Origin of the sequence: Paenibacillus sp. DMB5, assembly GCF_001517085.1 — a bacterium.
Taxonomy (GTDB): domain Bacteria; phylum Bacillota; class Bacilli; order Paenibacillales; family Paenibacillaceae; genus Paenibacillus_AQ.
Window position 1 is genome coordinate 1 of the sequence record NZ_LRAC01000124.1, and the last position, 12553, is coordinate 12553.

9 protein-coding genes are annotated in these 12553 nt (G+C 52.9%); 1 reads left to right on the top strand and 8 read right to left on the bottom strand.

The features are described 5' to 3' along the window. Positions 1–324: 324 nt before the first annotated feature. Together AWJ19_RS14905 and AWJ19_RS14910 are read right to left on the bottom strand one after the other, a co-directional pair. On the bottom strand, positions 325–1230 hold the full coding sequence (locus tag AWJ19_RS14905) for a dihydrodipicolinate synthase family protein (protein WP_068724890.1): 906 nt from the start codon (positions 1228–1230) through the stop codon (positions 325–327). 217 nt (positions 1231–1447) lie between these two features. Further along, a complete protein-coding gene (locus tag AWJ19_RS14910) occupies positions 1448–2395 on the bottom strand; it encodes an aldo/keto reductase (RefSeq protein WP_068724891.1) in 948 nt (315 codons plus the stop codon). A gap of 158 nt (positions 2396–2553) precedes the next feature. On the opposite strand from AWJ19_RS14910, the gene AWJ19_RS14915 reads away from it, so the two are divergent. Further along, positions 2554–3228, top strand: coding sequence for a TetR/AcrR family transcriptional regulator (locus AWJ19_RS14915; protein WP_241781761.1), 675 nt, complete (start codon positions 2554–2556; stop codon positions 3226–3228). 61 nt (positions 3229–3289) lie between these two features. Here AWJ19_RS14915 and AWJ19_RS14920 read toward each other — a convergent pair whose 3' ends face one another. The 6 genes from AWJ19_RS14920 to AWJ19_RS14945 form a co-directional block, all read right to left on the bottom strand. Continuing rightward, positions 3290–4633, bottom strand: a complete 1344-nt coding sequence (locus AWJ19_RS14920; RefSeq protein WP_068724895.1) for a GH1 family beta-glucosidase — start codon at positions 4631–4633, stop codon at positions 3290–3292. A 5-nt stretch (positions 4634–4638) separates the two neighbouring features. Further along, positions 4639–6216 carry a glycoside hydrolase family 43 protein gene (locus AWJ19_RS14925; protein WP_068724896.1) on the bottom strand — a complete coding sequence of 526 codons (1578 nt, stop codon included), beginning with the start codon at positions 6214–6216 and terminating at the stop codon, positions 4639–4641. Between the two features lie 2 nt (positions 6217–6218). Continuing rightward, on the bottom strand, positions 6219–8897 hold the full coding sequence (locus AWJ19_RS14930) for a glycosylhydrolase-like jelly roll fold domain-containing protein (RefSeq protein WP_068724897.1): 2679 nt from the start codon (positions 8895–8897) through the stop codon (positions 6219–6221). Positions 8898–8944: 47 nt separating this feature from the next. Further along, positions 8945–9814, bottom strand: a complete 870-nt coding sequence (locus AWJ19_RS14935; RefSeq protein ID WP_068724899.1) for a carbohydrate ABC transporter permease — start codon at positions 9812–9814, stop codon at positions 8945–8947. 1 nt (position 9815) lies between these two features. Further along, positions 9816–10721, bottom strand: a complete 906-nt coding sequence (locus AWJ19_RS14940; RefSeq protein WP_068724901.1) for an ABC transporter permease subunit — start codon at positions 10719–10721, stop codon at positions 9816–9818. Positions 10722–10854: 133 nt separating this feature from the next. Beyond that, the gene (locus AWJ19_RS14945) at positions 10855–12531 is read right to left on the bottom strand and encodes a family 43 glycosylhydrolase (protein WP_198536576.1); all 1677 of its coding nucleotides are present in this window, start codon (positions 12529–12531) and stop codon (positions 10855–10857) included. Positions 12532–12553 lie beyond the last annotated feature (22 nt).

Sequence of the window (12553 nt, forward strand, 5' to 3'; positions counted from 1 at the left end):
CTCTCTGTTCGGACATTTTTCCCATAGTGCTCATCCTCCTCATGTATTAAGTCTATATTTTTGTGGGGGAGGACTCCAACTGTATTAGGGGGCTGTGGAGATTCAAGGGGATTTTTCCCCTTGGTGAGGCTCGTTTGCGGATGGATGGGCCGATTCAAGGGGATTTTTCCCCTTAACGAGGCTCGTTTGCAGGCAGGTGCGCCGGATAGTGACTTCTCGCCTTAGTACGGACAGGTACGCATACGTCCACACAAAAAAACAGTCACCTCCCCAAGGAAGCGGCTGTTTGTGTGCGAACAGTGAACTGTGACCGGCTAGTTTTTTCTAATCCTGTAAACCTTCTAACACTGCAATCTCCCCTAACACTGCCGCCAGCTGCTCATTCACAGATGAATTTAACGGCAGCAGCGGAAGCGGAAGGGCCGGCTCTGAAATGAAGCCTAATTGCTGTGCCATAGCCGAGGCAACACGCAGACTGCCATGTTGGCGGAATAAGGCCCATAGCGGTTCGAGCAACATTGAGATTTGCTCCGCCTCCTCCTCCCGTCCGGCCTGGGCTAAACGGGCCATATGCAGGCAAGTTTTTGGTAGCAGGCCGCCCAGCACAGAGAACCATACCTCACAGCCTGCCCTTAAACCGGCTGCTGCCGAAGGATCTCCGCTTATGCCAAGCACAACACGGGATGGAACGAGTTCACGCAGATTCCTTATACGCAATCCGGCTGCCTCTGCCCCGGCAGGAACTCCGGGAATCTTGATGGCTGCGACATTGGGAAGCCGAGCAATCCGGCCGTGCAGCTCATCGCTGAACCGAAAATGTGTCGTATTCGGATTATCATACACACAGAGCGGCACGGACAGGTTGCTTGTCACTTGCTCATACAGATAAAAAACCTCTTCATCCGTTAAAGGCTGATACGATACCGGAGATAACAGGACAGCACTGGCTCCTGCTTGCTGCGCATCCTCTGCCAAATGCAGTACATCAAGCATCCGGAGCGCACTTATACTGGTCATTACAGGTACTCCACCTGCTGTCTGAACAGCAAGCTGTAAAACCCGTTCACGCTTAGGCCGGGTAAGATAAGCGTAATTTCCGGTTGAACCCAGAACTCCGACCGAGTCTACTCCTGCTGATACTAAACGTTCGATCAAAGGGATGAACTCTTTTTCGTTTATATCTGTTTCATTTAAGGGGGTAAGCGGAAACGCGGATAAACCTTGAAACATCTGTCTACACTCCTTCAGAAATAGGCTGGTAATATTGAGTCATTATATGAATAAACTGGCCTCATTTTAAGTTCCAATTCATAAATATATTATTGGTCCACTCCTGCTATCATACAAATTACACAGGCCACGCTTCAAGCCGCTTGTGTAATCCCCTTATAATAAAAAAAGCCGCGAACCCGAAAGGGAACCGGCCGTATTCCATATTCAATAATGGTTACTCCGCACCCGGATAACGCCCGCCGAATGCATTAGGGCTGACCGCGTCAATCCGCGCCAGGTCGTCAGCAGTAAGCTGAATATCAATCGCTCCGGCATTTTCCTCCAGATATTTCCGGCGTTTGGTTCCGGGAATCGGTACCGCACCTTTGGCAATCGTCCAGGCAATGGCGAGCTGGGCAACCGAGCAGTTCTTTTCTCCGGCAATTTCTCCGAGCTTGTCTACTATGTCCACATTCTTCTTGAAGTTGTCTCCCTGGAAGCGCGGCAGGATTCTGCGCATATCATCCGGTTTGAAGTCCTCATAAGTCCGGAGCTCTCCGGTGATGAACCCTCTGCTTAAAGGGCTGTACGCGACAAAGGTAATCCCCAGCTCATTGACAAGCGGTATGATTTCTTCCTCCACACCACGGCTCCACAGGGAATATTCGGTTTGCAGCGCAGAGATCGGATGCACGGCATGCGCACGGCGGATGTTAGCAGCATCTGCTTCGGAAAGGCCCAGATAGCGGACCTTACCTGCTTTTACGAGATCAGCCATTGCTCCTACAGTCTCCTCAATCGGCACATTGGGATCCACCCGGTGCTGGTAATACAGGTCGATATAATCTAGACCGAGACGGCGCAGGCTCTCATCGATAGCTTTTTTCACATAATCCGGATGCCCTCCGATAAATTCCCAGTTCGGCCCGAACGTAAACTTGGTAGCCACTACGGCCTGATCTCTCCGGCCCTTCAAGGCTTTGCCCAGCAGCTCCTCATTATGGCCATTCCCGTAGGTATCGGCGGTATCCAGCAGCGTAACTCCCAGCTCCAGCGCGCGGTGCACCGTTTTGACCGATTCTTCATCATCTACAGTTCCGTATATGCCCGGAGACATCCCCATCATGCCCAATCCCATAGATGAAATGACCAGCTCACTATTTCCGAGTTTCTGCGTTTTCATATCCCGTTTCCCTCTCTTTCATGGATTAGCTTCGAGAGATAGCTTAGCACATACATAATACAAAGTAAACACTTTTCGTGTTTTTTGTCTATTTTGTATACAGAGAATCTATTTGATGAAAAATCAGGTTATAATACAGCATGAGGGGGGTTTTGATTTTGAACAATTCTGTAAGCAACTCGGATAAAATAAAAGAAACACGCTCCAGGCTAATCTCTAAGCTGCTGCCCTATCTACGGAAAAACGGGCTGCAATCCGTGCGGATGGATGAAATCGCCAGAGTAACAGAGGTCAGCCGGGCTACTTTATATAAGTATTTTTCAACGAAAGAGGAGATTATCGGCTATATAGTCGAAGGCTTTGTTACATACATGACTGAACAGCTGGCTTCATCGCCGCCGGAGTCCGAGGAGAGCTTCGGAATCCGGTTTCAGCAAATGTTTGAGCAGTCTGTCTCGCTGACCGTTTATTTTACAGAGATCTTCCTGAAGGACCTCGAAACCAGCTATCCCGAGTGGTACAGCCGGTTTAACGAAGGCATGCAGCAGCGGGAGGAGCAGATTCTGGCCTACTATCAAGAGGGGATCCGGCGGGGCCTTTTTCATGATCTGAACGGTAAAATCCTCATTATGCAGGATGAGCTTCTGCGCGGAATGTTGAATGTTAAATATCTGATGACCAATCAGCTGACGGTGGAGCAGGTATTAACGGACTATTATCAGCTCAAAAAAATCCAGCTGTTCAAGCCGGACAAGCTGTCCGCCATTGACGATGCCCAGATGAAGCCGAGAATTGAGCATCTGACGCATAAGGTTACGAGCAGTCTATTTTAAACAGCAAAAACACGCAGCTAAGCGCTGCGTGTTTTTGTGTGGACAGGAAATTTGAAGGGGATCAGACCTCCAGCCATCCGTTCCCGATCACTTTTTTATACCAGTAAAAGCTGTCCTTCGGCGTCCGCTTCAATGTGTTGAAATCCACATGAATCAGCCCGAAGCGCCGGCTGTAGCCGTCAGCCCACTCGAAGTTGTCCAGCAGCGACCAGGCCATATAGCCCTTGACAGGTACTCCGTCATCCATCGCCCGCTTTAGCTGAAGCAGATGCTTTCTCAGATATTCGGTACGATTATCGTCCTGAAGCCTACCGCCGGCCGGATCGCCGTCGTAGCAGGCCCCGTTTTCGGTAATGTATATGGGCACTGGACCATAACGCTCCTTGATGTGAAGCAATACGTTGTATAACCCCTGCGGATAAATCGGCCAGTTGAAATCCGTCCGCTCATAGCCCTCGTCGATATCCTCCAGCTCAAACAGGCCGTTCCCCTGCTTATAGCGTCCCAGCGAACCTGTATAATAATTGATTCCGAGAAAATCAATCGGCTGCGTAATATCCTCCATATCGCCCGGCTGAATCTGCACCTTCGCCCCCTGGACCTCGAAAGCCTGGATCATGGAATCCGGATATTCGCCTTTGAAAAGAGGGTCCAAAAACCACTCCACCATCCAGCCTGTTCTGCGGCGGCAGGCAGCGATGTCCTCCTGCGCGGAGCTGAACGGCTCGCGCCAGCTGACATTCGGGGCGTAACCGATCTGCCCGGAGACGCCGGAGCGACGGAATGCCTGCACCGCCCTGCCATGGGCGATCATCAGATGATGAGCCACATCCAGCGCACTCTGCAGATTCTGCTCGCCGGGAGCCAGATCGCCGATATAGTGGGCTTTAAAGGAGACGCACCACGGCTCGTTGAAGGTGGTCCAGTATTTTATTTTGCCGGCAAAGGCCTTGAACAGCGTTTCGGCGTACCGGACAAAAGCCCCGATCGTATCGCGTTTCTTCCATCCGCCCGTGTCCTGAAGCGCCTGCGGAAGATCCCAGTGGTACAGGGTACAGAACGGTTCAATCCCATTCTCCAGCAGCTTGTCCACTAGCCGGTGATAATAATCCAGCCCCTCCCGGTTCACTTCACCTGTTCCGTCCGGAAAAATCCGCGGCCAGGATATGGAGAACCGGTAAGTGCGGAGGCCAAGCTCCTTCATATATGCGATATCTTCCTCATAACGGTGGTAGCTGTCGCAAGCGGTATCCCCGTTGTCACCATTCCGGACCTTGCCGGGCGTATGCGCGTAGGTATCCCAGATTGAAGGGGCGCGCCCGCCTTCATTCCAGGCTCCTTCAATCTGATAGGCAGCCGTAGCCGCCCCCCAGCAGAAATCCTCAGGAAACTGTATAATCGACACCCCGCTCACTCCATTTCCCTGTATATAAAATAATCAAAGTCAGCAGCCTTGCGTGTTCCCGCCAAGTCCTGCACACATACACCCGCAAAGGTTCCGGTAAACCGCAGCGGCTCCTTGGCCTCATCCGAGAGATGAGCGATGTTGATCTCCCCGCCTGCAGGTGACCAGGTACCGGCTTCAACCGCATAATAGAATTGCAGAGTCTCCCGGTTCACTGCAGCTTTCAGATACACCGGACCTGAATCCGGCAGCGGAAGATCAACCTCAAGCAGCTCGTCGTACACTCCCCGGTCGGACCGGATAATCCCGATTACTCTGCCGTGCTGCTCCAGATGTGTGATCCGCAGGTATACATAGTCCTCTGTGTTGTAGTAGAGAATGAGGCCCGCCATCTGCTGGAAGCTGTCCGGTGCGAACTCAACCACCGTCTCTATATCTATGTTAAATGCCTGCTGCCGGCGGGCCACCAGGCTCTGCCGGTGGCAGGAGCTCAAGGACTCCATTCCCTTCAGCCTCAGGAAGCCCGGCCGCTCGCTGAGCGAGAGCCAGTCGGGACCCGGCGGAATCCGCAGAGTGTTCCATTGGTCTCCAAGCTGGTGTGCGTCAAAGTCATCCCGCTCCGCTTCCCGCTCAAACGGGTACAGTGGCAAAGCCGGCGCTGCAATCTGAGACGACGGGCTGTTCCCGCCCCCTTCCAGGCGCAGCCAGCCCTCGTCATCCCAGTAACACTTCTGCAGAGCGGTCTCCCGGCCCAGGATGCAGTGAAATCCGTCCACAGGTCTGGCGCATAGATGAGCCATATACCAATCACCGGACTGCGTTTCCACAAGTGACCCGTGACCGGCCTTCTGGAGCAGCAGCTCCGGTTGGCCGCTGCTGGTCAGCATCGGGTTATGCGGGTCAACCTCGTATGGTCCGAACAGGGAAACCGAACGGGCCACAGTAACAGCATGCCGGTATCTCGTTCCGCCTTCTGCGGTAAGCAGGTAGTAATAACCGTCCTTCTTATACACATGCGGGCCTTCCGTAAAGCCGATCTCCGTACCTTCAAAAATCGTCGTAACCGGGCCAATCAAGCGTCCCTCTGCCTCTGCATATTCCTGGATAACGATGCCCCCGAATTTGTTCTTTCCCTTGCGGAAATCCCAGCGCATGTTAAGCAGCCATTTCCGGCCGTCCTCATCATGGAACAGGGACGGGTCGAATCCGCTGCTGTTCAGATAGACCGGCTCGGACCACGGCCCTTCTATGCTGGCAGCGGTCACCAGATAATTATGGGTATCCTTGAAAGCACCCTTGTGCGACTTCACATCGGTATAAATTAAATAGAACAGACCGTTGTCATAGGTCAGACAGGGTGCCCATACGCCGTCGGAGTCCCCGTTGCCCGCCATGTTCAGCTGGGATATCCGGTCCAGCGGCCGTTTCAGCAGCCTCCAGTTCACGAGATCCCTGGAGTGGTGAATCTGCACACCCGGAAACCATTCAAAAGTGGACGTGGCAATATAATAATCATCCTCTACCCGGACAATCGACGGATCAGGGTTAAATCCGCACAGTACAGGATTTGTAATGACGTTCATCCCTAAGCCTCCTTTACCGGACGCCGCAGCGGCGTTACTGTCACCGGGCCGATCAGCCCGCTCGGGTCCTGCTGGGCAAAGGCGGACAGGAAATCCTGCTGATCCTTGGACAGCGTATTGGTAACCTCAACTACGAGCGTATTGGTTCCTTGGCGGATGGCCCCTGTTACCTCCATCCGGTACGGAGGGCAGATACACAGACCTGCACGCTGGCCGTTAATCCAAGCTTCCGCCGTTTCGTAGACCTCCCCCAGCTCAAGCAATACACTGTCAGCGGAATCATCCCACTCGAACTCCGTCTCATAACGGAAAGTACCCGAGAAGTCCGGCAGCATATCCGGTGCGCTCATATTTTGCAACGTTTTTAACGTGACCGGCGCGTTAAACGCAGGATAGGACTCCGAAACGGCTGTGGAAACCGTCCATTCGCCCTGCAGTGTAAGCCGCTGCCCGTCCGCAGTCCATGCCCGTTCAGCAGAACAACCGGCAAGCGCAGCGCCATGCAGCAGCACGATGGATTCATACGGATGCAGCACAAGCTCCACGGTTTTTGCTCCTGATTCGCCTCCTGCCTCCATAAGCGTCAGCTGGTTGCGGAAAGCGTCATAACCATATACCTCGCCCTCTCCCGTAAGCGGCAGGGTAACTTTCGTGGAGATGACTTTATGCGGGCTTTCATTAAAGAACATAAAGACATCCGCATCCTCATGTACATAATGGTAATTCCGCAGATACGGCTCGTACCCGTATGCCTTAATTTCGTAATAGCCAGCGGCTGTAAGCCCGTCCGCAAGCCTGCTTAATCCGCTAATCTTCACATTCGGGCAAGCAGAAAGGAATGATAGCGCAGCGGACACATCTGCACCTTCACTGGAACGTACTGGAAGCCCATTTATAAAGTACACAGGCAGGCCAAGCCCGGCATAATCCGCCAGCTGCCGGAGCAGCTCCGCCGGGAGCGCCTCCGCATACGGGATAATCAGGCACTGATAATCCTCAAGGTTAACATGCAGCCTACTGTCATTAATCTTCGCCTCATCCAGCAGAACATCAGCCGGAAGCACCTCACAGTCGATCTGATGCTGCAGCAGGACCTTTAACGGCTTATGAAAATACATCGCTTCCCCTGACCACTCCGCTTCCGCATGGTACAGGACGGCTGCGGTTGCCACATGTCTTCCGCCTGAGATTAGGTGGCTGATCCGGTTAATGTACCGGTTCAGATAACCGTAATAGCGGTATTGCGGATTCTTCCCTCCGGCATACATATGCGGACCGCAATCCGGGTCCGGGAATGGCTTCTGAGTAAAGGCATGGGGAACAAACCGGTTCACGCCGCGGACCAGCATATGATCGGTAAGCCACTTCATTAGCTTCAGACCTTCCGTCCATCCGTAAGCCCCGTATACCTCACACATCGTCCGGCCTTGCTTCTTCGGATCGATATGTCCGAGCGATACCCCCAGCTTGGCAAGTCCATAGTGGAAAAATTCGCTGTCCGTCACCCCGGAAGCCGAGCGGAACGACACTTCATCAAAGCCGGGAACGATCTGCCACAGCACTACATCCAGGCCCGACATATCCTGTCCCCACATGGACCGGAAGAAATGTCCGGCGCCGGGACCGAGTCTGGCGTGAACATTGTTGTCTTCAAGCACATGCCCGATATACTCCACCCCGCGCGCCCTGCACCACTCCCCGATCTGGTTGCAGAAGTTCTCCGCATACAGCCTGCTGACAATATTCATGTAGCTGTACCGGACCCTATCAGCCTGCTCACCCTCATCATGCCATAGCAGATGCAGCTGCTTGCGGTAATCCCCGCCCAAAGCCTGCTCCAGCAGGGCCGGCATATCACTGCTCCAGGGAAGCGATACGCCGGCTTTGCCCGGACGGGATTCGAAATCAAATGTTGTCTTGTCATTGTAAAAGCCCGGTTCATCCGAGAAAAAGCCGGCAAAGGTCTGCCCGAAATCTTCCTTATACCGCTCATAGACAGCCTCATAAACGGTATCCAGTAGGATACGGACGGAATCCCGGTCCAGCGGGTTCAAGTAATCCGCCTGCTTCTCGCTTCCGCCCTGCTTATCCTCTGAAATGACAAAGACCCGCCAGTACCCTTCAGGAATATCCCAGTATAGAACACCTTCCCGCACGCGTTCGGTGAGGTCTATGGCTTCCTCAAGCAATGCTCCGCTTGCCGAATCGCGGCGGACAGCGGCAACGGAGATCAACTTATTCCGGCCGCCAGCGTTCTGCCGCAGAGAGATCGTCGGCCGCAGTCCGGTCAGCAGCAGAGTATCGACCAGCACGGATGCTCCCGGGGCAGGGCCGGCCGTATCAATATAACGTTCGCCCAGGAATCTGCGATGCAGCTCCTCCGGCGCCTCCTTCACCTTTCCTGCCGCATGTCCGGTCGGAAAATGGTCATCATCCAGCAGCCAGACCTTCATTCCGCGCTTGCGTGCTTCATCCATAATAATGTCCATATCCAGCCACCACTTCGGTCCGAGAAAATCCGGATGCGGCCGGGCCTCGATGCAGACCGCCCCGATTCCCGATTCGTGGACCCGGGCCATTTCCTCCCGGATCACGCCTTCTTCTTCCCCGTGCTGCCAGAGAAACGGAAGAATATAATTCTCTTCCCTGCCCTGGAGCACTTCCGTTATACGTCTGTTCATAATGACCTCCTGCAGACTAGATTCGCAGACTGATACTTTTCACCTAATTATCCTTTTACCGAACCGATCATTGCACCTTTAACGAAATACTTCTGTAGGAACGGATACACCACAATAATCGGAACAATCGCAAAAATTACGGTTGCCGCTCTTAACGTGCGCTCGTTGTAATTCAGATTGGCTGTTGAAGCGGCACCTGCCATAATCACGCTGTCGTCGGTAATGAACTGGCGGATCTTGATCTGCAGCGGGAACCAGCTGGTGTCCTGCAGGAAGAACAGCGGATGCTGGAACTGATTCCACAGCACCACGCCGTAGAACAAGGCAAGCGTAGCAAGCACTGCCTTGGACAGCGGAAGCACGAACTGGAACAGCATCCGGAAATATCCGCAGCCCTCCAGGAAGGCCGCTTCCTCCAGCTCCTTGGAGAACTGCTTGAAGAAGGTCCGCATAATGATCAGATTGAACGGATTCAGGATATGCGGGATAATCAGCACCAGCGGATTATCATACAGGCCGATGCCGCGTACCGTCAGGAAGTAAGGCAAAATCGGGGCTTTAAAGATCATGGCGATAACAACGGCCATCATAATGACCGAGCCCCAGCGGAATTCCGGCTTGGACAGCGGATAAGCGAACAAGGCGGTCATCAGCAGGGCCAGCACCGTACCGATGAGCGTTGTGGTAAGAGTTAAAAAGAATGATTTCCACAGGTCGGGACGGTCGATAATATAACTCCAGGAGTCAAACGTAAATTGCTTCGGCCACAGTGTGACCAGGTTCATGTCCACAGCACTTTTCGAGCTTAACGAAGTTGAAATAACGGACACCAGCGGAATCAGGGCCACAACCGAGAAAAGAATGAGCAGCCCGGTGATTACTCCTACAAATAATTTTTCGCTTCTTGATGTAAGCATCTTACCAGAGCCCCCCGTCTGAAACCTTTTTAGACAGCTTGTTGAAGGTGTAGACCATTATAAATCCGATAACGGACTGGAACAGGCCTACTGCCGTTGCGAAGCTGTATTGCCCTTGCTGAATACCTGTGCGGAATACATAGGTATCAAGAATATCCCCGACATTGTAGGTCATCGGCGTCAGCAGGTTGTAGACCTGATCGAAGCCGAGATCCAGGAAGTTCCCGATATCCAGCAGGAACAGGACAAGCACCGTAGGCAGAAGAATCGGGAAGGTGATATGCCGGATCTGCCGGAATCGTGAGGCCCCGTCGATCATCGCTGATTCGTAGAGCTGCGGATCAATCGCACTGATGGCCGCCATATAGACGACGGTGCCCCAGCCTGCATCCTTCCAGATGGAGGCGAGTACATAAATCGGCCGGAAGTATGCGCTTTCCTGCATAGCCAGGACAGGCTCGCTGCCGAACCATCCGAGGACAATATTAAACATTCCGCTTAAGGAAAAGAAATCGAAGAGAATACCGCCTACGATAACCCAGGAGAGAAAATGCGGAATGTACAGCGCAGTCTGAATTCCTTTTTTAAGCGCCGATTTCCGGATCTCATTGATCATCATCGCCAGCAGGACAGGAATCGGAAATACAATGGTAAGCTTGAACAGGCCCAGCAGCAGCGTGTTGCTGAATACCCGCAGGAAATCCGGATGCTTCAGCAGGGTTTCGAAGTGTTTAAACCCTGCCCAGGGGCTGTCTATAAACCCCTGAAATACGGAATAGTCTTTGAAGGCGATTACAGCACCAGCCAGCGGAATGAATTTGAAGACGATCAGAAAGATCATTCCCGGGATCGCCATGACATACAGCGGCCAGTACACCTTCAGTTGATGAGATGCAATAAATTTCAATGTGTTCCCCCCAATATCCAGTAGTTGAATTCGTTTACAATCTAACTATATGCCCGGTCCGAAAACGTCTCAATTGGGTGTTTTTAAGTTCATTCAGGGTCATTTTCAACAGAATGAAGACAGCCGCCTTCGGCTAGACCGCCCGGTGTATCCGGCCCTCTGTGATCCCCATTTCATTAAACGCGTCTACTCGCACATATACCGGCTGGTCAGTGATCAGTGCACCGATCATTACATCATTGCCCCCAAATACCATGTGGCTGTGATAGAGCTTGTCCGCAGCATAACCCCAGAGCACGTTGTAGCCTGTAGCCTTGTTCCCGTTCCAGCGTACGTGAAGATCAAGCTTATTCTCCAGCACGGTCACTACTCCGTCAGTCTGTTCAGGCAGCTCTCCCGTCCCCTTCCCGAACACTCTGAACCCGGATATGCAGGCCTGCTGGCCGAACGGCAGCTCCAACACGGTGCACCGGATAAACCGGGCTGTGATTCCTTCTTCCCGCACAATCAGATCATGCGGCAGATCTGTAGCAGCCTCTGTCTTGTCCTCTATTACAAAATACTCCTCGCCGTCCCGCGAGCCTTCCAGTAGCCAGCGGGTGAAGAACCGCTCCCGGACAATATAGCGGTTCTTCTGCAGCACTGCTCCTGCCGGAAGGTCAACCTGCAGCCGGTCATCCGCAAAATTGATCTGCACCGCATGTACGCTGCATTCCTGCTTCAGATCCAGCTCCAGCCACTCCCCCGGCTGGCTGGAGCCGGCTCTCCACCAGGTCTGTACATTTTCATCTGCCGCCTTGGATGGCTCATATCCCTGCTCTGAGGAAGAAGCTGCGGCCGGCTTGTTGTAAGAGAGCAGCATCCATTCGGGACTGCTCCACGGGTCCATCCGCCTCTGTTCCAGCCTGTATGGCCAATCGCCGAAGCGCTGGTTGCAGAACAGCTCTCCGTCACGGTCGAACCCCGCCGGCCACAAGCCTATCCTTCTCTCAAACAAGTGGCTCATGCTGATCCGCATTGTGGAGATGTGCCACAGATTGCCGTAATGGTCTCCCTGTGTAGAGCCATGCCCGGCTCCCGGCATAAAGCCGCCCGGCTTATAGGAGAAAGGATTATTGTCTGCCAGCCTGAACGGGCCAAGCGGTTTATCCGAAATATAGACCGCATCCGAGTAAATATTATGCTCCGTACCCGGACTGGCATATTGCAGATAGTAGGTCCCGTTATGCTTATCCATCCATGCTCCTTCAATATAAGGAGCGGTTCCATCCTCAATATGATTTTCGCCCTTTCTTTCATAACCCAGCTGACCGGGGTTTCCATGAATAAGGGCAATGGGGTCTGATAACGGCTGCATGTCCACGGGATTAAGCTCTACGCCGTAAATAGGCGTAACGTTGGAGCATCCCCAGTAGAAATACAGTCTTCCGTCCTCATCCTGGAACAGGTTAGGATCCCAGAACGGAAAGCTCCCTGTTATTTCTTCAAATTCACCGTTTACCGGATCTTTGGTTCTGTAGAATGAGCAGTTTTTGGACTTGTCCGAGGCGGAGAAATACAGATAGTCCCCAACAACCAACACATCAGGAGCGTAGTCGTATACAGGCACACCCTCCAGCGGATGGAAGGTCCATTCGACCAAATTAGGGCTTGTCAGAAATCCCGCAGTCATGGACGGAAACAGATAGTACTCCCCGTGAAAAATAATCAGGGTAGGATCAGCTGCTTCCCTGAATGCCCCTCTCTTGCCCATAAACTCAACTATCTGATATTTGTATTCGATGTTTAGCGGATTGCATAGATAAGCCACGTAGCTCCACTCTCCTTGATCA